Origin of the sequence: Allobosea sp. WAO, assembly GCF_001509835.1 — a bacterium.
Taxonomy (GTDB): Bacteria; Pseudomonadota; Alphaproteobacteria; order Rhizobiales; family Beijerinckiaceae; genus Allobosea.
The window spans coordinates 477,183-497,702 of record NZ_JXTJ01000003.1; the positions used below are offsets into that span (position 1 = coordinate 477,183).

The window sequence follows — 20,520 nt, forward strand, 5'->3', positions numbered from 1 at the left end:
CGGGATCCATGCCTGAACCTCTTACTGAAAGGCTCAGGCATGGATCCCGGCTCTCCGCTGCGCTTTGGCCGGGATGACCGAGATTTGACGGCGCGCGTTTGCGGGCTGCCTCACTCCGCCGCCAATCGCGTCGCCCGCCATTGCGCGAGCAGGGCCCGCAAGGCGCCTGGCTTCAGCGGCTTGTTGAGCACGTGCACGTCGAGCGCTGCGGCGGCATCGCGCATTTCCGGCGAGCGGTCCGCCGTCAGCAGGATCGCCGGCAGGGTCGTGCCGGCACGCTGGCGCAGGCTCGATATCGCCGAGAGGCCGTCGCCATCGTCGAGATGGTAGTCGGCGATCACCACATCCGGGGTGAGCCCGGCCGCGACCTGCCCGAGCGCCTCGTTGAGGCCGCCCGCCGTCGCGACGGTGCAGCCCCAGCCGCCGAGCAGCAGGCGCATGCCGTCGAGGATCGAGGGCTCGTTGTCGATCGCCAGGATCTTCAGCCCCGATAGCTGCCCGCTCGAGGGCCGGCGCGTTGGCGCCGCGGTCACTGCCGCCGGCATCTGCGCTGCCGTCGGCACCAGCAGCGAGAAGCGGGTGCCGCGGCCCGGCGTCGAGGCAAGGCTCAGCTTATGGTCGAGTGTGCGCGCGATGCGCTCGACGATCGAGAGTCCGAGTCCCAGCCCGCGCGCCACTTTGGCGCCGGGGTCGAGGCGCAGGAACTCGCGGAAGACGATCTTCTGCTTGCTGGCATGGATGCCGAGGCCGGTGTCGAGAACCTGGATCGCGACATGCTCGCCGCGACGCCGGCAGCCGACCAGCACCTTTCCGCTCGGCGTGTACTTGATCGCGTTCGAGACGAGATTCTGCAGCAGGCGCCGCAGCAGGCGCCGGTCCGAGCGCACGGTCGCCGAGGTCGGCGAGAACACCAGCGCCAACCCCTTCTCCTGCGCGCTCGGCTCGAATTCGCGTTGCAGCTGGCGCATCAGCTCGTCGAGGCGGAAGGTCGAGATTTCCGGCTTCAGCGCGCCGCCGTCGAGCCGCGATATCTCGAGCAGCGCGGTCAGGATCTCCTCGACGGCGTCGAGCGAGGCGTCGATGTTCTCGGCGAGGTCGGGGCGATTCGCCGCCCGGTCGCGCTCGACCAACGCCGAGGCGTAGAGCCGGGCGGCGTTCAGCGGCTGCAGGATGTCGTGGCTGGCGGCGGCGAGGAAGCGCGTCTTCGAGGCATTGGCATCGTCGGCCTCGGCCTTCGCGCGCTGCAACTCGGTGTTGACGCGCTGAATCTCCTCGGTGCGCTCCACGACGCGGCGCTCCAGCGTCTCGTTGGTGCGCTCGAGCTCCTCCTCGGCCACGACCGAGTCGGTGATGTCGGTATAGGTGGTGACGAGGCCGCCATCCGGCAGCGGGTTGGAGCGGATTTCGATCACGGTCTTGGATGGGTAGAGCCGCAGCCGGACCGGCTCGCGGTCGTTGACCAGGCTCTCCAGCCGCGCCGCCATCAGCTCGTCCTGCGGGCCGTCGCCATAGGCGCCGCGCGCCGCATTGTAGCGCACGACCTCGTCGAGCCCGGTGCCGAAGCGCACCAGCGAGGGCGGCAGGTCGTAGAGCTGGATGAAGGCCTTGTTCCAGGCGAGCAGCCGCAGGTCGCGGTCGAGCACGGTGATACCCTGGCCGGCATGGTCGAGGCCATTCTGAAGAATATCGCGATTGTATTGCAGCGCCGCCGAGGCGTCGTCGAGCAGCTTGAAAGCGGCCTCTGTCGAGAGATTGCGCCGGCGCAGCAGCAGCGACAGCACGAGGCGTGACGAGGCGGCGCCGATCGCCGAGGAGAGGAGGTGCTCGCCGAAGCGCAGCATGTGGATGTCGGCCTCGCGCGCCCCGTTGAGCTCCTCGCCGCGCGACTGGGCGAAGCCCTCGAAGGCGCGTTGCGTCCGCTCCAGCCCGAGATAGCGGCCGATCGTCGATTGCAGCTCGGCCGCGGTGACGCTGGAGCGCCAGAGCGAGAAGGACTGGGCCATGGTGGCGCGATCGGAGTCGATGAACGCGTTGGCCTGGAGCCGCTCCATCGCGCTCGCCGGGCGCACCAGCGAGAAGCCGACATAGCAGGCGAAATTGATGCCGAGGCTCCAGAGCACGCCATGCGGCAGGCTGGGCAGCGACAGCCCGAACAGGGCTTCCGGCCGCAGCGCGCCGATGCCGAGCGGGCCGTGCTGGACGATCTCGCTCCAGAAGCCGCCGGGCTGGGCGAGGCTCGGCATCAGCAGCGTGTAGAGCCAGGTCAGGAGCCCGGCCCCGAGCCCTGACGCCGCGCCGAGCGCCGTGCCGCGGCGCCAGAGCAGGCCGCCGAAGAAGGCCGGCGCGATCTGCGCCGTCGCCGCGAAAGAAAGCAGGCCGATCGAGACCAGCGCCGCTTCGCCCGACGCGCGGTAATAGGCGTAGCCGAGCAGGATTACGGCGACGATCGCACCGCGGCGGATATGAACGACCTGCGAGCCGAGATCGCCGCCGGTCGAGCCGTTCGCGCTCCGTCCGCGCGCCCAGGCCGCCGTGGCCCGATCCGGGTCCGGCGCGACGCCGCGCCCGCGCAGCAGCAGCGGCATGACGATATGGTTCGAGATCATGATCGCCAGCGCGACCGAGACGACGATCACCATCGCGGTCGCGGCCGAGAGCCCACCGATGAAGACGAGCAGGGCGACGAGGCTGGCGCGCTCCTGCAATGGCAGCAGGAGTACGGTCATGTCCCGGTCGATGCCGGAGCCGGTCAGCATCACCTCGCCGGCCGCGGCGAGCGGCAGGACGAAGAGATTGATCAGGATCAGATAGAGCGGGAACATCCAGGCCGCGCGGCGCACGTCGCGCACGTCGCGGTTCTCGACGATCGCCATATGGAACTGCCGCGCCAGCAGGAGCGCGGCGAAAGCCGAGAGCACGGTCAGCGTCAGGAAGGTCGGCCAGTTCGAGGTCCGCTGCCAGATCGGCGGCGCATCGCCGGCGGCGCGGGTCGCTTGCGCCAGGAGGTCGGCGCCGCCGTCGAACAGCCCGTAGACCACGAAGAGACCGAGCGCCAGGAAGGCGACGAGCTTGATCAGGGACTCGACCGCAATCGCCAGCACCAGCCCGTCCTGGTGCTCAGTGGCGTCGATATGGCGGGTGCCGAAGGCACAGGCGAAGCCGGCGAGAACGAGCGCGACGAGGAAGGCGAGGTCGCCCAGGATCGGCAGGTCGGCCAATGGCGCCGGTCCGCCGGTCGCGGCGAGGAAGACCGAGAGCGAGTTCGCCACCGCCTTCAGTTGCAGCGAGATATAGGGCAGCGCGCCGATCACTGCGACGAGGCAGACCATGGCGGCGACGCGCTCGCTCTTGCCGTAGCGCGCCCCGACGAAGTCGGCGATCGAGGTGATGTTCTGCGATTTCGCGATCGTCACGATGCGCGCGACGAAGCGGTGGCCGAGGCCGATGACGAGGATCGGCCCGACATAGATGCCGAGGAAGTCGAAGCCATTGCGATGCGCGAAGCCGACCGAGCCGTAGAAGGTCCAGGAGGTGCAATAGACCCCGAGCGCCAGCGCATAGATCGTCGTGCGCGCTCGCCCGCTCATCAGGCGCCGGCCCGAGGTGTCGGCGAGATGGGCGATCGCGAACAGCGCGCAAAGATAGGCGAGCGCCGTCAGCACGACAGACCAGGCCGGAATCATCGGGCCTCCCTCGCAGCCACTGTTCTTATGTCCAACCTACTGCCGCCGGGCGCCGGCCGCCATCAGCCATTAGGCAGGCACGGACGCCGGCATTCTGTCCGGGGTTGTGGCGCCGCCGCTCGTGCATCCGATGGGCCTGCCGCAGTGCTCGTCGTCGCCTGATCTTTGCAAACTGGCTGAACAAGGCCTGAAAACTGCCTTTGCAGTAGGAAAGACCGAGGAAAACGGCTGGAAAGCTGTTTCCTCGGCCGGCGCGGCTGGTCTAGCGTGCGGCTGGGGGCGGCATTGCACAGCGCGGTGCCGAAAACTGGCCAAGCATTCGGAAAGGCGCTCCATGTTAAATGAATTCAAGGAATTCGCGCTGAAGGGCAATGTCGTCGATCTCGCCATCGGCGTGATCATCGGCGCGGCCTTCGGCAGGATCGTCGAATCGCTCGTCGGCGACATCATCATGCCGCTGATCGGCGCGATCGGCAGCGTCGACTTCTCCAACTACTTCTTTGGGCTGAACAGCGGCGTCACGTCGCCGGTCCTCGCCGATGCCAAGAAGCAGGGCGCCGTCCTCGCCTATGGCAATTTCCTCACCGTCGCGGTCAACTTTATTATCATCGCCTTCGTGCTGTTCCTCGTCGTCAAGGGCATCAACACCCTCCGGCGTAAGCAGGCGGCCAAGCCGGCCGAGCCGGTGGCCCCGCCGCAGGACATCGCCCTGCTCAGCGAAATCCGCGACCTGCTGAAGCAGAAGCAGGCCTGACTGCTTTCGCGGGGCGCCGCCGGCGGATCGGCCTGCGCCCCGCGAACCATCACTGCGAGCGATCGGGTCGATCTCGCGATTTCATGCCGCCGCGCCCGGCGATGGGCTAGATTGGCCAGCATGTTTCCCGCGAAGGATCGACCATGAACATGCATGCCCCGGCCGGCACCAGCCTGATTGCCGACCTGCGACCCGAGGCCCGCAGCGCGCCCGAAAGCGGGATCGTCGAGGTCGTCAACCATGGCAGGCTGAAGCCCGGCCTGATTCCGCTCTGGGTCGGCGAGGGCGATCTGCCGACGCCGGAATTCATCGTCCGCGCCGCCAACAAGTCGCTGGCCGACGGCGAGACCTTCTACACCTGGCAGCGCGGCATTCCGGAGCTGCGCGAGGCGCTCGCCCGCTATCATACCGCGCTCTATGGCCGGCCCTTCGCTGCCGATCGCTTCTTCGTCACCGGCTCGGGCATGCAGTCGGTCCAGATCGCGGTGCGGATGATCGCCGGTGCCGGCGACGAGATCGTCGTTCCGACGCCGGCCTGGCCGAACGTCGCCGCCGCGCTCGGTGTCGCCGGCGCCGCCACCGTCTGCGTCGCCATGGATTTCCATCAAGGCCGCTTCACCCTCGACCTCGGCAAGCTCGAGGCAGCGATCACGCCGCGCACCCGCGCCCTCGTCATCAATTCTCCGGCCAACCCAACCGGTTGGACCGCGACCCGCGACGAGCTCGCCGCGATCCTGGCACTCACCCGCAAGCACGGCATCTGGATCATCGCCGACGAGATCTATGCGCGTTTCGTCTATGACGGCTCGGCCCGCGCCGCCTCCTTCCATGACGTGATGGATCAGGAGGACCGCATTCTCTTCGTCCAGACCTTCTCGAAGAATTGGGCGATGACCGGCTGGCGCATCGGCTGGATCGAGGCCCCGCCGGCGCTCGGCCAGGTCATCGAGAACCTGATCCAGTACTCGACCTCGGGCTCGCCGGTTTTCGTACAGCGGGCCGCCGTCGCGGCGCTCGACGAGGGCGAGCCTTTCGTCGCCGAGCAGATCGCCCGGGCCAAGGAAGGCCGGCGCATCATCGCCGAGGGGCTGAAGGCGACCAACCGCGTCTCGCTGCAGGCGCCGGACGGGGCCTTCTACCAGTTCTTCGCCGTCGACGGCCGCACCGATTCGCGGGCGCTCGCCATCGAGCTGGTCGACACCGCCAATGTCGGCCTGGCGCCCGGCGCCGCCTTCGGCCCGGGCGGTGAGACCGGCCTGCGGCTCTGCTTCGCGCGCAAGGCGTCCGATCTCACCGAGGCGGTCGCGCGGTTGCAAAAGGCACTTTCGGCCTGAGCGCGAATGCATGGCCGACGCGCCCTGCGGGCGTTTGACCAAGTCGGCCGGGCCCTTCATTGATGCCGCCATGCGCCGAGCCGGCGCATGGCCTGAGGCATGCCCGTTCCGAATTTCCTGCCCTATCGCTTGCGGACGCTGTCGCGCGAAGCTGCCCTGATCGCCTGCGCCGCGGGCGGCGGCGGGCTTTTCGCCTTGCTCGACATTCCCGCCGCCTGGCTCTCGGGCTCGATGCTGCTCGTCTCGATCATCGGCGTGATCCGGCCGCTGCCGGATCTGCGCAAGCCCTGGTTCGATTCGACCATGGTGATGTCGGGCGCCCTGATCGGCTCTTCAGCTACGCCCGAGGCGCTGGCGGCGACGGCGCGCTATCCAGGCTCGCTCTTCATCTTGGTCGTCGCGCTGGCGGCGATCATGCTGGCGACGGGGGCGTATCTGCGCTTCGTAGCGCGCTGGTCCTGGATCGATTCCCTGCTCGCCGCCGCTCCGGGCGCGCTCTCGGCGGTGATCTCGGTGGCGCAGGACAAGGGCGCCAATATCGGCCGGATCGCCGCGATCCAGCTCTTCCGCATCCTGGTTCTCGTCGCCGTCCTGCCCAGCATCATGAAGCTGAGCAGCGGCGGTGGCGGTGCGGTCGGCGCCCCGCCACCTTTGCCGGTGATCAGCCTTCCCGACATGGTGCTGGTGCTCGGCTGCGCCCTCGCGACCGGCCTGATCTTCGACCGGCTGCGCGTCACGGCGCCCTATATCCTTGGCGCGACGCTGGCGAGCGCCGTGCTGCACGGCGCCGGCATCGTTCATGGCACGTTGCCGCCGGAGATCGCCACTGCGGTGATGGTGATGCTCGGCGCCGCCATGGGCGGGCGCGTCTCCAATCTCAAGCGCAACGAGATCGCGGCGCTGTTCCCGCTGGCGATCGGCGGCTTCGTCGTCTCGATGCTCGTCGCCTTCGCCTTTGCCTGGCCGGCGGCCTGGCTTGCCGGCGTGCCCTATGCCAGCGCCATGGCCGCTTTCGCCCCGGGTGGGCTCGAGGCGATGGCGATGCTCGCCTTCGCCATGGGACTCGACCCGCTTTATGTCGGCGCGCACCATCTCGCGCGCTTCATGCTGCTCGGGCTTTCGATGCCTTTCATCGTCGGCTGGATCAAGCCCGAGAAGCCGCCGCCGGAGAACTGAGCGTCAGCCGGCGCCGTTGGTGTGTGTCATCAGCGAGTACAGCGAGGTCGTGCCGCAGATGAACAGCCGGTTCCGCTTCGGCCCGCCGAAGCAGAGATTGGCGACGATCTCCGGCACCAGCACCTTGCCGATCAGCGTGCCGTCCTGGTGGAAGACGTGGATGCCGTCGGCGGCGCTGGTCCAGAGCCGGCCGGTGACGTCGAAGCGGAAGCCGTCGAACAGCCCGGCCGTGCTCTTGGCGAAGACGGAGGAGGCGCCGAGCGTCGTGCCGTCCCCTGTCACCGCGAGCTTGCGGATATGGCGCGGCCCGTTCTCCGGATCGTGGCTGGCGCCGGTATCGGCGATGTAGAGTTCGCTCTCGTCGGGCGAGAAGGCGAGGCCGTTCGGCTTGACGAAATCGTCGGCAACGATGCTGAGCGCGCCGGAATGCGGGTCGATGCGGTAGACATTGCAGCGCCCGATCTCGCTCTCGGCCTTGTCGCCCTCATAGTCGCTGAGGATGCCGTAGTCGGGGTCCGTGAACCAGATCGAGCCGTCCGACTTGACCACGACGTCGTTCGGCGAGTTCAGCCGCTTGCCCTGATAATGGCTGGCGAGCACGGTGATCGAGCCGTCATGCTCGGTGCGCGTCACCTGGCGCCCGCCATGTTCACAGGTGACGAGCCGTCCCTGGCGATCGACCGTGTTGCCGTTCGAGTTGCGCGCCGGCTGCCGGAAGATGCCGACATGGCCCGAGAGCGCGTCGTAGTGCATCATCCGGTCGTTGGGGATGTCGGACCAGACCACCGTGTTGTGCGCCGGGAACCAGGCCGGTCCCTCAGTCCAGCGCGCGCCGGTCCAGAGCCGCTCCATCCGGGCCGAGGCTGGCACGATCCTGTTGAAGCGCAGATCGTAGACCTCGACGCTGAAACCTTCGATGAAGCCGAATGTCATGCTTGTCCTCCCTGTCGGGAGGCAGGATCGGCGATCCCGGCTACGGCGGCAATCGACGCGCGCGTCTGGTGTCCATGAGTTCTGCGAGGACCGGAAAGCAGGCGGGCCGCTCTCAGAGTTCCAGCCCTTCATCCCAATACGGCGTCGCGCCGTAGAGTTCTGCGAGGAAATCCACGAAGGCCCTGACCTTCTGCTCCATATGGCGGCGGCTCGGATAGACCGCGTAGACCGCGACCCGTTTGCCGACCGAGTAGGCCGGCAGCACCCGCGCCAACGCGCCCGATTTCAGCTCCGGCCCGACATCCCAGGTCGAGCGCAGCGCGATGCCGACGCCGGCGAGCAGCGCCTCGCGCACAACCTCGCTGGAATTGGTGCGCAGCTGCCCGGTGACGCGTACCGTGACCGGCCCCTCCGGCCCGTCGAGCCGCCACTGATCGGCGTTGTGGGCGATCAGGGTGTGCTTCTGCAGTTCCTCGATCGTCGCCGGGCTGCCATGGGTGGAGAGATAGGCCGGCGTTGCGCAGAGGATGCGATGGTTCGGCGCCAGCCGCTTCGCCACCAGGCTGGAATCCTCGAGATCGGCGATCCGCACCGCGACGTCGAAGCCTTCGCCGATGATGTCGACGAAGGCGTCGGTCAGGATCAGGTCGACATTGACCATCGGATTGGCGTCGAGGAAGGGCTTGAGATGCGGGGCGATGTGCAGCCGGCCGAACGAGGTCGGCGCCGAGACGCGCAACGTGCCGCGCGCCTGGCCGACGCCGCTCGCCACCCAGGCCTCCGCCTCCTCGATCGAGCCGAGGATCGCGACGACCCGCTCATAAAAGCCCTGGCCGGCCTCAGTGAGCGAGAGCTGCCGTGTGGTTCGCTGCAGCAGGCGCACGCCGAGCCGCTCTTCGAGCCGCCGGATCCGCTTCGAGATCACCGCCGGCGACAGGTTGAGCTCGCGCCCGGCCGCCGACATGCTTTTGGCGGTGACGACACGGGCGAAAACGTCGAGGTCGCCGAACCGATCCACGTAGCCTCCATTTTTTCCGTTTCGGAAATAATCATGCACGTTACTCTCGCTGCAACAACCCGAGAATTGTTCTAGAGTCGTAAGTGGCAGGCGCGCGCGGACGGGCTTGCAGCCGAAGGATCGAGCATGAGCGCCATCGCATTTCCGGAGCCTCGGGCCGAGATTCTCGCCCGCCGAGAGTCGATTCTCGCTGGGCTCGCCCGACTCGTCGTGCCCGAGGCCCTGATCACCAGCGAGGATGAGCGCCGGCCTTACGAAACCGATGCGCTGACCGCCTATCGCCGCATGCCGCTAGCTGTCGTGCTGCCCTCGACCACGCAGGAGGTCGCCGCCGTGCTGCGCTATTGCGGCGAGCAGGGGGTGCCGGTCGTGCCACGCGGCGCCGGAACCTCGCTCGCCGGCGGCGCCATCCCGCAGGAGGACGCGGTGGTGATCGGCGTTTCCAAGATGAACCGCATCCTCGAGATCGACTACGCGAACCGCGTCGCGAAGGTGCAGGCTGGCGTCACCAATCTCGCCGTGACCGGTGCGGTCTCGGCCGATGGCTTCTTCTACGCGCCCGACCCGTCCTCGCAGCTCGCCTGCTCGATCGGCGGCAATATCGGCATGAACTCCGGCGGGGCGCATTGCCTGAAATACGGCGTCACCACCAACAACGTGCTCGGCGTCACTTTGGTCATGCTCGACGGGAGCATCGTCGAAATCGGCGGCGCCCATCTCGATGCGCCGGGGCTCGACCTGCTCGGCCTGATCGTCGGCTCGGAAGGACAGCTCGGCATCGTCACCGAGGCGACCGTCCGCATCCTGCGTTCGGCGGAGGGCGCGCGCCCGGTGCTGTTCGGCTTTCCGACCAGCGAGCAGGCGGGTGCCGCCGTCGCAGCCATCATCGGCGCCGGCATCATCCCGGTCGCGATGGAATTCATGGACAAGCCGGCGATCGAGATCTGCGAGGCCTTCGCCAAGGCCGGCTATCCGATGGATGTCGAGGCGCTGCTGATCATCGAGGTCGAGGGCTCGGACGCCGAGATGGACGCCCAACTCGCCCGCATCGTCGCCATCGCCAGGGAGCACGGCGTCAAGACGGTCAAGGAAAGCAAGTCGGCGATGGAGACGGCGGCGATCTGGAAGGGCCGCAAATCGGCTTTCGGCGCCACCGGGCGGATCGCCGACTATATCTGCATGGACGGCACCATCCCGACCGGGCAATTGCCCTTCGTGCTGCGCCGCATGGACGAGATCATCAAGGGCTATGGCCTGCGCGTCGCCAATGTCTTCCATGCCGGCGACGGCAATCTCCACCCGCTGATCCTCTACAACTGCAATGATCCGGTCGAGGCGCAGAAGGCCGAGGATGCCGGCAACGACATCCTCAAGCTATGCGTCGAGGTCGGCGGCTGCCTGACCGGCGAGCATGGCGTCGGCATCGAGAAGCGCGACCTGATGACGGTGCAGTTCAACGAGGCGGACCTGCATCAGCAGCAGCGGGTGAGGGCGGTGTTCGATCCGCGCTGGCTGCTCAACCCGGCCAAGGTTTTTCCGCTCGAAGGTCGGATCGCCGCGTGATGCTCCACACTCCCACGACAGAGGCGCAGGCCTGCGCCGTCGTCGCTTCGATCGTCGAGGCGCGGATTCCGCTTGCCGTTCGCGGTGGCGGCACGCGCTCAGGTCTGGGGCGGCCCGACAATGCCGTCAGCACGCTCTCCAGCGCCGGGCTCAGCGGCATCACCCTCTATGAGCCCGCCGAAATGGTGATCGGCGCCAGGGCCGGCACGCCGCTGAAGCTGATCGAGCAGACATTGGCCGAGCGCGGCCAGATGTTGCCTTTCGAGCCGATGGATCACCGGGCCCTGCTGGGCAGCGAGGGCGAGCCGACGATCGGCGCCATCGCGGCTGGCAATATCTCCGGCCCGCGCCGCATCAATGCCGGCGCCGCCCGCGACTCGCTCATCGGCATCAAGCTGATCAATGGCCGTGGCGAGCTGGTGAAGTCGGGCGGGCGGGTGATGAAGAACGTCACCGGCCTCGATCTGGTGAAGCTCGTCGCCGGCAGCTTCGGCACGCTCGGCTTCCTGACCGAGGTGACCTTCCGCGTCCTGCCGCGGCCGGAGCGCGTCGTCACGCTGATCTGGGAAGGCCTCTCCGACGAGGCGGCGGTCGCGCTGCTTTCAGCCGCGCTCGGCTCGCCTTTCGAGCCCATGGCTGCGGCGCATCTTCCGGCCGGGATCGGCGGCGAGGACGCCCGTACCTTGCTCAGGCTGGAGAACTTTTCCGCCTCGATCAGCTATCGCGCTGCCGAGCTCGCCCGCCTGCTCAAGGCCCATGGTCGGCCCGAACTGATCGAGGGGCGCGGCTCGGACAAGCTCTGGCGCGAGGTACGCGATGCCGCCTTCTTCGCCGGCGGCGACGAGGCCGTCTGGCGGCTTTCGCTGGCCCCGACCAACGGCCCGAAGGCGACGGCCGCGATCGCGCGCGCCATCCCGCAGGCGCGCTGGTTCTACGATTGGGGCGGCGGGCTCGTCTGGCTGGCCGTCCCGGCGCATGGCGATGCTGGTGCCGCCGCGATCCGCACCGCGACGAAGCCGCTCGGTGGCCATGCCACGCTGGTGCGGGCGCCCGATGCGGTGCGCGCCGTCGTGCCGGTCTTCGAGCCGCTGGCCGAGTCGCTGATGCGGGTTAGCGCCGATATCAAGAAAAGCTTCGATCCGGCCGGCATCTTCGAGCCCGGCCGGATGTATGCGGGGATTTGACCGTCGTTTCCATCATGCTCGGCCTTGTGCCGAGCATCCACGTCTTGCGGCGCGGATTGAAGGAAAGACGTGGATGGTCGGGACAGGCCCGACCATGACGTACAGGGCGACACGGACGAGATCATGCAGACCAATTTCAGCCCCGAGCATCTCGCTTCCGATCCGCGCCTGCCGGCGTCCGAGAAGATCCTGCGCACCTGCGTGCATTGCGGCTTCTGCACGGCGACCTGCCCGACCTACCTCCTGCTCGGCGACGAGCTCGATTCGCCGCGCGGGCGCATCTACCAGATCAAGGACATGCTCGAGAACGAGCGGCCGGCGACGGCGGAGGTGGTCAAGCATATCGACCGCTGCCTCTCCTGCCTGTCCTGCATGACGACCTGCCCCTCGGGCGTGCACTACATGCACCTCGTCGACCATGCCCGCGCCCATATCGAGGAAACCTATGAGCGCCCCTGGCATGACCGGGCGCTCAGACGCCTGCTGGCGGCGATCCTGCCCTATCCCGGCCGTTTCCGACTCGCCATGCTGGCCGCCCGGCTCGGAAAACCCTTTGCCGGGGCGCTCGGCTCGCTGCCGCATCTCGGCGCCTCGCTGAAGGCGATGCTGGCACTGGCGCCCTGGAGCCTGCCGAACCGCTCGGCGATGGAAGGCCCGCAGAATTTCCCGGCCAGCGGCGAGCGCCAGCGGCGCGTCGCCATCCTCTCCGGCTGCGCCCAGCCGGTGCTCGATCCCGGCATCAACGAGGCGACGATCCGGCTTTTGACCCGCCATGGCGTCGAGGTCGTGCTGCCCAAGGGCGAGGGCTGCTGCGGCGCGCTCGTCCACCATATGGGCCGCGAGCATGACGCGCTCGCCTTCGCCCGCGCCAATATCGACGCCTGGATGGCGGAGGTCGAAGGCGAGGGGCTCGACGCGATCCTGATCACGGCGTCCGGCTGCGGCACGACGATCAAGGACTACGGGTTCATGTTCCGCAGTGAGCCCGCCTATGCCGAGAAGGCGGCGAAGGTTTCAGGCCTGGCTAAGGACGTCACCGAGTTCGTCGAGACGCTGGAGATCGCGCCGGTGCGTGGTTTCGATCTCACCGTCGCCTATCACTCCGCCTGCTCGATGCAGCACGGCCAGCAGCTCAAGGATGGGCCGAAGCGCCTGCTGTCGCGCGCAGGCTTCAGGGTGAAGGAGGTGCCGGAGGGCCATATCTGCTGCGGCTCGGCCGGCGTCTACAACATCCTCCAGCCCGAGATCGCCGGACAGTTGCGCGAGCGCAAGGTCGGCAATATCGGCCGCACCCGGCCCGACCTCGTCGCGACCGGCAATATCGGCTGCATGACGCAGCTGGCGAAGGGCTTTGCCGACAAGGGCGCGACGACGCCGGTCGTCCACACCGCCGAACTGCTCGACTGGGCGACCGGCGGACCGATCCCTGAGAAGCTCGCGAAGGCGGGGATCGGGGAAGCGCAGGCCGCGGAGGTCCTGGTCGCGGCGGAATGAGCACGTCATGCTCGGGCTCGACCCGAGCATCTCGCGCCGGACGCGGCGCCCGAAAGCAGCTTCTCGTCATGAGATTCTCGGGCCTGCGCGGAGTCTATCCTTGGGCCGACCGACGGTCGGGCTCGAGGGCTTCGCCCGAGAATGACGTACTGCGCCTTGCCCCCCGCGCCCTCACGGTCTAACCCACGGGCGGATTTTCCCGTTCCGAGAAGTGACGCAAGACCGATGTCGAAGACCGACAAGCTGAAAGCCCGCCAGCCGCGTGGTTTCGTCGACCGCGGCCCGGCCGATGTTGCCGCGACCGAACGCATGCTGTCCGTCATCCGCGAGAGCTTCTCGCTCTATGGCTTCGATCCGGTAGAGACGCCCTTCGTCGAGTACACCGACGCGCTCGGAAAATTCCTGCCGGATCAGGACCGGCCGAACGAGGGCGTCTTCTCCTTCCAGGACGATGACGAGCAATGGCTCTCGCTGCGTTATGATCTGACGGCGCCGCTCGCCCGCTATGTCGCCGAGAATTTCGATGCACTGCCGAAGCCTTATCGCAGCTATCGCGCCGGCTATGTCTTCCGCAACGAGAAGCCGGGGCCGGGCCGTTTCCGCCAGTTCATGCAGTTCGACGCCGATATCGTCGGCTCCGGCACGGTCGCGGCCGATGCCGAGATCTGCATGCTCGCCGCCGACACGATGGAGCGGCTCGGCATCAAGCGCGGCGACTATGTCGTCAAGGTCAACAACCGGAAGGTCTTGGACGGGGTGATGGAGGCGATCGGCCTCGGCGGCGAGGAGAACGCCGGCCGCCGGCTGACCGTGCTGCGCGCGATCGACAAGCTCGACAAGTTCGGGCCGGAGGGCGTGCGTCTCCTGCTCTGCGATGGCCGCAAGGACGAGAGCGGGGATTTCACCAAGGGCGCGGGGCTGAACGAGGAGCAAGCCAACCGTATCCTTCTTCTAACTGGGCAAGTTGGTTTTCGCGAAAGCACGCCGGATTTGGTCGAAGCGTCCAAGCGTAGGGAAGAGCCGGCACCGGCGGGAGACCCGCCGGGCGAGGAGACATGGCCCTCTGACGAATTGACGCTTTCCTTTGCGCGAGATGCAGTCGCTGGTTCTGCGAGAGGCCTCGAGGGCGTTGAGGAATTGGCGCAGATCGCGAAGTTGCTTCGTGCAGCCGATTATGGACCGGGCCGCATCCGTATCGACCCCTCGGTCGTGCGCGGGCTCGAATACTATACCGGCCCGGTCTACGAGGTGGAGCTGACCTTCCCCGTCACCAACGAGGACGGTCAGGTCGTGCGCTTCGGCTCGGTCGCGGGCGGCGGGCGCTATGACGGCCTCGTCGGCCGCTTCCGGCCCGAGCCCGTGCCGGCGACCGGCTTTTCGATCGGCGTCTCCCGGCTCTATTCGGCGCTGAAGGCGGTGAAGTCGCCGATCGTCGACCAGAAGGCGGAGCTGCCGCTCGTCGTCGTCACCGCCATGGACAACAAGTCACCCGAGTTCATGCCGGGCTATCAGGCGATGGTGGCGCAGCTCCGGCAGGCGAAGGACGAAAACGGCAAGCCGCTGCTGCGGGCCGATCTCTATCTCGGTGCCTCCGGCTTCAACGCCCAGATGAAATACGCCGACCGGCGCGGCGCGGTCTGCGCGGTGATCCAGGGCTCATCGGAGCGCGAAGCCGGCACGGTCGTGATCAAGGACCTGATCCTCGGTGCAGAGCTCGCCGCCGCCGGCCGCGAGGTCAAGGATTCCGCCGAGCACAAGGCCCGGCAGGCCGAAGCGCAGTTTTCCGTGCCGGCGGCCGAACTGGTCGAAGGAGTCAGGCGAGTCATCGGGCGACATCGCTAGCGCCCTTCTCCCCTTGCGGGAGAAGGTGCCGGCAGGCGGATGAGGGGTCGCGCTGCGCTCGAATTGGCAGCGCTTCTTGCTCCCTATCGTGATGTCGCGCGACCCCTCATCCGTCTCGGCTTTGCCGAGCCACCTTCTCCCGCAAGGGGAGAAGGGAAGCGCTCCCTCCGATTCCCGCTAACCCAATTCCCTAAAAACCGTCGAAAATCAGAGCTGCCCCTGCTAGGACGGCGCCGCAACAGGACCAATGCCGTGACCGCGACCCGTGCCAGCATCGACACCGTGATCGCGCTGTTCGAGCGCGAGGGCTATGCCCGCGCCGAACCCGCGATCCTGCAGCCTGCGGAGCCCTTCCTCGACCTTTCCGGCGAGGATATCCGCCGCCGCATCTTCCTGACGCAGGATCTAGACGGCCGCGAATGGTGCCTGCGGCCGGAATACACGATCCCCGTCGCGCTCGCCCATATCGCCGCCGGCTCGACCGAGCCGGCGTCCTACGCCTATGCCGGGCCGGTCTTCCGGATGCGGGCCAACGAGCCCGGCGAGTTCGCCCAGGCCGGCATCGAATCCTTCGGTCGCGACGATGTCGCCGCCGCCGATGCCGAGATCATGGCGCTCGCCGTTGAAGCCGTCGCGGCGCTCGGCCTCCCCCAGCCGCGCCTGCTGATGGGCGATGTCGCCCTGCTCGCCGTCCTGCTAGACGGGCTTGGCGTGCCGCAGGCGGCCCGTCGCCGCCTGATGCGCGCCGTCGCCCAGGGTAAGGGCGCCGATGCCGTCTCGGCGCTCGATGCGCCGGCTGCCGCGACCGAGGCGACCCATGCCGGCCTGCTCAAGGCCCTGGAAGGCCAGGACCCGAAGGCCGCCCGTGCCTTTGTCGAGGACGTGCTCTCGATCGCCGGCATCTCGACCGTCGGCGGCCGTTCGGCCGGCGACATCGCCGAGCGCTTCCTGGCGCGGGCCGCCGAGCGCGACAATCCCGTGAATGACGAGGCGAGGGCGCTGCTCGGCCGCGCGCTGGCGATCAGCGGCGATCCCGACAGCGCCTCTGCCGCCTGGCGCAAGCTGGCGAGCGAGGCGGGGCTCGATCTCACTGCCGCGCTCGATGTCTTCGACGAGCGCACCGGCTTCCTCGCGGCGCGCGGCGTCGATGTCGGCAATATCGGCTTCTCCGCCGCTTTCGCGCGCAATCTCGATTACTACACCGGCTTCATCTTCGAACTGCATGATCCGGCGAGGCCCGAGCTGAAGCCGATCGCCGGTGGCGGCCGCTATGACGGCGTGCTGCAGCGCCTCGGCGCGCCCGGCCCGGTCGCCGCGGTCGGCGCCTCGATCTGGCTCGACCGGCTGGCGGGAGCGACGGCATGAGCGGAGCGGAGAATACTATGAACGATGCCCCGCTCGTCCTCGCCGTGCCGTCCAAGGGCCGGCTGCAGGAGAACGCCACGGCCTTCTTTGGCCGGGCAGGGCTCTCCTTCGTCCAGGCGCGCGGCTCGCGCGAGTATCGCGCCGCGATTGCCGGGCTGGAAGGGGCGGAGGTCGCCTTCCTCTCGGCCTCCGAGATCGTAGCGCAGCTCGCCTCGGGCGCCGTCCATCTCGGCATCACCGGCGAGGATCTTATCCGCGAGCAGGTCTCGGACGCCGATGCGGCGATCGAACTGTTGACCCCGCTCGGCTTCGGCAATGCCAATGTCGTCGTCGCCGTGCCGCAGGCCTGGATCGACGTCCGCACCATGGCCGATCTCGACGACGTCGCCGCGACCATGCGCGCCCGCACCGGCAACAAGCTCCGGGTCGCCACCAAATACCTCAACCTGACGCGGCGCTTCTTCGCCAGCCATGGCCTTGCCGACTACCGCATCGTCGAGAGCCTCGGCGCGACCGAGGGTGCGCCGGCCGCAGGTACCGCCGAGATCGTCGTCGACATCACGACCACCGGCTCGACGCTCGCCGCCAACGCGCTGAAGGTGCTGGACGACGGCGTCATGCTGGCCTCGGAGGCCAATCTCGTCGCCTCGGTTCGGGCTCCCTGGGGCGAGCGCGCCCGCAACGCTGCGGCCGCCATCCTCGGCCGCATCGCCGCCGAAGAGGAGGCACGCTCGCTGCGCGAGGTCCGCGCCGTGCTGCACGCGGTTTCGCCGCAGCGCCTCGGCGAGATCGCCCAGCGCCTCGGCGCCCGCCTGCCTTTCGGCGCTGGCGGAGAGGATGGGGTTGTGACCTTGCATTGCCCAAAGAAGGCGGTGTTCCCGCTGGTCGAGGATCTGACCCGCGCGGGCGCCGACGACATCACCGTGCGCGCGCTCGACTATGTCTTCCGCCGTACCAACCCGCTGATCGAGCGGCTCCAGGCGCGGATCTGATCGTCGAGAGAGGCCGCCCCCCCACCGGGAGGCGGCCTCCGTCCGCGCGGCCTTTGGGGGGAGTGGACGCGCGCCTGCGCCGGAATCCCGACGCATTCTCGGGTTACGCGGCTGTACCGACGGCGGATGCAGTGGCGCCGCCGATTTGCCGCGGCGGTATGTTTTTGCTGCGGCGGACTGCACCTTTGGGGCGATCGAGACTTGCGTTTCGCCCCGCTCTCGGTGCAGTGGTGACAATTGGAATTAACCTTTGCCCGTCGCGCTATTTCCTATCCGGGGTCTGGACCAGTTGAGCATGCAGTCGCGCCTCGGCCTTGCGGCCGCCATCGCCTTTTCCCTGTTGCCGGCCCTGGCGGGTGACGTCTTCGCGCAGGGCCGCCAGCGCCCCTCGCAGATTCCTGAGCAAGGGCAGCCGGCGCCGCCGCCCAAGCAGGAGAAGAACTTCCCGCTCGATGCGTCGTGGACGGCCGTGCAGTTCAACGGCAAGCCGCTCAGCGACCGGCGCATCACGCTGAAGGTCGACACCAATCTGCGTGGCACCGGCTTCTCCGGCTGCAACACCTATTCGGCTTCGGCCTATCCGCTGCGCCAGCAGGGCTTTGCCGTCGGCCCGGTCGCGGTGACCAAGCGCGCCTGCGACAAGGCTGCGATGGATTTCGAGCGCACCTTCCTGCTGGCGCTGCGCGGCGCCCGGCAATGGGACCTGGTCGAGGGGCGGCTCGTGTTGAAGACGGCCTCAGGCGAGATCCGCTTCGACCGCGGCATCTGACGCGCGCTCATCCTTCGGCGGAAATGCCGTCAGGCCTGCTCGCGGAAAAGCCGCTTCACCTTGTCTTGAGATCGACAGTTTCAGGATCGCCGCGCTTCCGATGGGAGGCGCGGCGTTTCGTGAGGCTTGAAAGGAGAGGCGGCCCCGCTTCTCGCTCCGAACACTAGACGGCGGGCTCCATAGCCCGGGCGCGCGGGCTGAAGGTGCCATCGCTGTTCTTCTCCATCGCGACCAGCCCGTCATGCAGGGCGCGCAGCGTCGAGCGATGGCCGATCGAGACGATGCTGGTCTCCGGCAGCTCACGCCGGATCATTGCATAAATCTCGTTCTCCAGCGTCTCGTCGAGCGAGGCGGTCGCCTCATCGAGGAAGAGCCAATCGGGCTTGGCCAGCAGCGCACGGGCGACCGCGAGGCGCTGTTGCTCGCCGCCGGAGAGGCGCTGGCCCCAGAGGTCGACCTCGTCGAGCCGGTCGGTGAGGTGGCCGAGCTTGACCTTCTCCATCGCGGCCTGGATGTCGCCGTCGCTGAAGGCGTCCGGCTCGGCCGGATAGGACAGCACCGCCCGCAGGGAACCTTGGGGCAGATAGGGCCGCTGCGGCAGCAGAAGCATGTGTTGGTCGGTGGGGGTCACAACCTTACCCTTGCCGAATGGCCAGATGCCGGCAAGCGCCCGAAACAGGGTCGACTTGCCGGAGCCGGAGGGGCCGACGACCAGCGTCGAAAGACCTGCCGGCAGGGTCAGGCCGGAGGCGTTCACGATCGGCTTGCCGTTCGGCAGCGTGAGCGCCAGCGTCTCGACCGTGGTGTCCTTGCCGGGCTGCTGGGCGATGTCGATGGCGGATTCCGTGCCGCCCGCTCCCTGCGCTTGCGCCTGGGCGATCGCGGCCTCGAAGGTGGTGAGACGGTTGATCGAGGCGACATAGGAGGCGATCGACTGATAGCGGTCGATGAAGAACGACATCGCCGTCTGCACCCGGTCGAAGGCCGAGGCGACCTGGGTCATGATGCCGAGCGTGATCTTGCCCGAGAAATAATGCGGCGCGAGCAGGATATAGGGCACGACGACATTGGCCTGCGCAAAGGACAGGGTGAAGGTCGTCAGCCGCACCCGTGCCCAGACCAGCCGGTAGAAGTTCGTGACGATGTCGCCGAAGCGTTCGCTGAGGTGGCGCTGCTCCGAGCCCTCGCCTCGCATCAGAGCGATCTGCTCGGAATACTCACGCAACCGGGCCAGAGAATAGCGGAAATTCGCCTCGCGCTTCTCCTGCTCGAACTCCAGCCCGATCATCGGGCGGCCGATCATATGCGCGATCCAGGTGGCGGCGACCGAATAGATCAGCGCCATCCAGAAGATGAAGCCGGGAATGCTGATCTCGGTGCCGGGCACGACGCTGGCGACCGGAATCGACCAGAGGATGATCGAGAACGAGACCAGGGTCGACACCTGCGTCAGCAACGGCAGGGCGAAATTGTACGTCTGATTGACGAAGGCGCGCGTGTCTTCGGCGATGCGCTGGTCAGGGTTGTCGGCGGTCCCGGCCAGCGAAATCCGGTAATGGTTGGCGTTGCTCAGCCAGGCTCCGCTGAACTTCTCGGCCATCCAGCGTCGCCAGCGAATCAGCAGCGTATAGTTCGCGACGATCTCGATCAGGTTGGAGATGACCGCAATCGCCGCCCAGACGCTGAAGACGTAGATGAGCTGGTACCAGAAGCCGTTCGCATCCTTCTCCTGGATTGCATTGTAGAAATCGCGGTTGAAGAAGGAAAGGCGCAGCGAGATGCCGACTTGGATCTGGTTGAGCACCACGAGGAAGACCAGCAGTGCGATACCGAGCCGGCCGGTGCCGATCCGGAAGGGCTTCACTGGCCAGAGCTGCGCCGTGGTCGCTTCCTGCGCCTCGAAATAGGGCGAGGCCAGCCGGGCGATGCGCCGGATAGCCGGGATAAACGAGATCCCGTAAACAAGGATGCCGAAGACGGCGATCGTGGTCGGCAGGCTCGCTGGCGGCGCGATCGCCTGCCAGTCGGTCGGCCAGAAACCGGTCTGTGCTAGTACTGCGCCGGCGCCGGTTGCCACGTACTCAACCGCGAAGACGACCGAGAAGATCTTCAGGAAGGTGCTGATCTCGGTCGCGCGAAAGGTGGCAAAGCTCAGCAGCACGCCGACCACGCCCATGCCGAGCATGCCGGGGCTGCCGCTTTGCTGTCCGACGATCAGCGCAATCAGGGCGAGCCCAGCGACAGCGAAACTCAACAGGCGCATGAAACGGTCCTTGTCGGAAATCGGCGCGGCGACGCGCCCGGTCGGAAGGCTGTTGTAGAGCAGCCGTGCCCACAAAAAAGGCCCGGTTCAAGGCCGGGCCTGGATTTTTCCGAGATCGTGATGGGCGCGCGTGCTGAAGGGCGACCGGCG

14 protein-coding genes are annotated in these 20,520 nt (G+C 67.6%); 10 read left to right on the forward strand and 4 right to left on the reverse strand.

Annotation, left to right across the window (positions count from 1 at the left end):
- Positions 1-110: 110 nt before the first annotated feature.
- Positions 111-3,683 carry a PAS domain-containing hybrid sensor histidine kinase/response regulator gene (locus DK26_RS03840; RefSeq protein ID WP_066468442.1) on the reverse strand — a complete coding sequence of 1,191 codons (3,573 nt, stop codon included), beginning with the start codon at positions 3,681-3,683 and terminating at the stop codon, positions 111-113.
- A gap of 334 nt (positions 3,684-4,017) precedes the next feature.
- Here DK26_RS03840 and mscL point away from each other — a divergent pair, with 334 nt between their 5' ends.
- The 3 genes from mscL to DK26_RS03855 all read left to right on the forward strand — a co-directional run bounded on the left by mscL (position 4,018) and on the right by DK26_RS03855 (position 6,947).
- Positions 4,018-4,437 carry a large conductance mechanosensitive channel protein MscL gene (mscL, locus tag DK26_RS03845; protein ID WP_066468444.1) on the forward strand — a complete coding sequence of 140 codons (420 nt, stop codon included), beginning with the start codon at positions 4,018-4,020 and terminating at the stop codon, positions 4,435-4,437.
- 143 nt (positions 4,438-4,580) lie between these two features.
- A complete protein-coding gene (locus tag DK26_RS03850) occupies positions 4,581-5,771 on the forward strand; it encodes a pyridoxal phosphate-dependent aminotransferase (protein ID WP_066468446.1) in 1,191 nt (396 codons plus the stop codon).
- A 99-nt stretch (positions 5,772-5,870) separates the two neighbouring features.
- On the forward strand, positions 5,871-6,947 hold the full coding sequence (locus DK26_RS03855) for an AbrB family transcriptional regulator (RefSeq protein ID WP_066468448.1): 1,077 nt from the start codon (positions 5,871-5,873) through the stop codon (positions 6,945-6,947).
- A gap of 3 nt (positions 6,948-6,950) precedes the next feature.
- Here the strand turns inward: DK26_RS03855 and DK26_RS03860 are convergent, their stop codons facing one another.
- Both DK26_RS03860 and DK26_RS03865 read right to left on the reverse strand, forming a co-directional pair.
- Positions 6,951-7,880 (reverse strand): SMP-30/gluconolactonase/LRE family protein, encoded by a 930-nt coding sequence (locus DK26_RS03860; RefSeq protein ID WP_066468451.1) that lies wholly within the window; start codon positions 7,878-7,880, stop codon positions 6,951-6,953.
- A 112-nt stretch (positions 7,881-7,992) separates the two neighbouring features.
- Entirely contained in the window at positions 7,993-8,898 is a 906-nt protein-coding gene (locus DK26_RS03865; RefSeq protein ID WP_083532941.1) for a LysR family transcriptional regulator, read from the reverse strand.
- Between the two features lie 126 nt (positions 8,899-9,024).
- On the opposite strand from DK26_RS03865, the gene DK26_RS03870 reads away from it, so the two are divergent.
- The 7 genes from DK26_RS03870 to DK26_RS03900 all read left to right on the forward strand — a co-directional run bounded on the left by DK26_RS03870 (position 9,025) and on the right by DK26_RS03900 (position 18,107).
- Entirely contained in the window at positions 9,025-10,461 is a 1,437-nt protein-coding gene (locus DK26_RS03870; protein ID WP_066468453.1) for an FAD-linked oxidase C-terminal domain-containing protein, read from the forward strand.
- On the forward strand, positions 10,458-11,645 hold the full coding sequence (gene glcE, locus DK26_RS03875) for a glycolate oxidase subunit GlcE (protein ID WP_066468455.1): 1,188 nt from the start codon (positions 10,458-10,460) through the stop codon (positions 11,643-11,645). Before DK26_RS03870 ends, glcE begins: the two co-directional genes overlap by 4 nt.
- 123 nt (positions 11,646-11,768) lie before the next feature.
- On the forward strand, positions 11,769-13,139 hold the full coding sequence (glcF, locus tag DK26_RS03880) for a glycolate oxidase subunit GlcF (protein WP_066468798.1): 1,371 nt from the start codon (positions 11,769-11,771) through the stop codon (positions 13,137-13,139).
- Between the two features lie 225 nt (positions 13,140-13,364).
- Positions 13,365-14,981, forward strand: coding sequence for a histidine--tRNA ligase (gene hisS / locus DK26_RS03885; RefSeq protein WP_066468457.1), 1,617 nt, complete (start codon positions 13,365-13,367; stop codon positions 14,979-14,981).
- Positions 14,982-15,233: 252 nt separating this feature from the next.
- On the forward strand, positions 15,234-16,346 hold the full coding sequence (locus DK26_RS03890; RefSeq protein ID WP_066468459.1) for an ATP phosphoribosyltransferase regulatory subunit: 1,113 nt from the start codon (positions 15,234-15,236) through the stop codon (positions 16,344-16,346).
- 17 nt (positions 16,347-16,363) lie between these two features.
- Positions 16,364-17,338 carry an ATP phosphoribosyltransferase gene (gene hisG / locus DK26_RS03895; protein ID WP_066468461.1) on the forward strand — a complete coding sequence of 325 codons (975 nt, stop codon included), beginning with the start codon at positions 16,364-16,366 and terminating at the stop codon, positions 17,336-17,338.
- Between the two features lie 295 nt (positions 17,339-17,633).
- Positions 17,634-18,107, forward strand: coding sequence for an META domain-containing protein (locus tag DK26_RS03900; protein ID WP_066468462.1), 474 nt, complete (start codon positions 17,634-17,636; stop codon positions 18,105-18,107).
- 163 nt (positions 18,108-18,270) lie between these two features.
- Here the strand turns inward: DK26_RS03900 and DK26_RS03905 are convergent, their stop codons facing one another.
- Entirely contained in the window at positions 18,271-20,370 is a 2,100-nt protein-coding gene (locus DK26_RS03905) for an ABC transporter ATP-binding protein/permease (protein ID WP_157089495.1), read from the reverse strand.
- Positions 20,371-20,520: the final 150 nt, after the last annotated feature.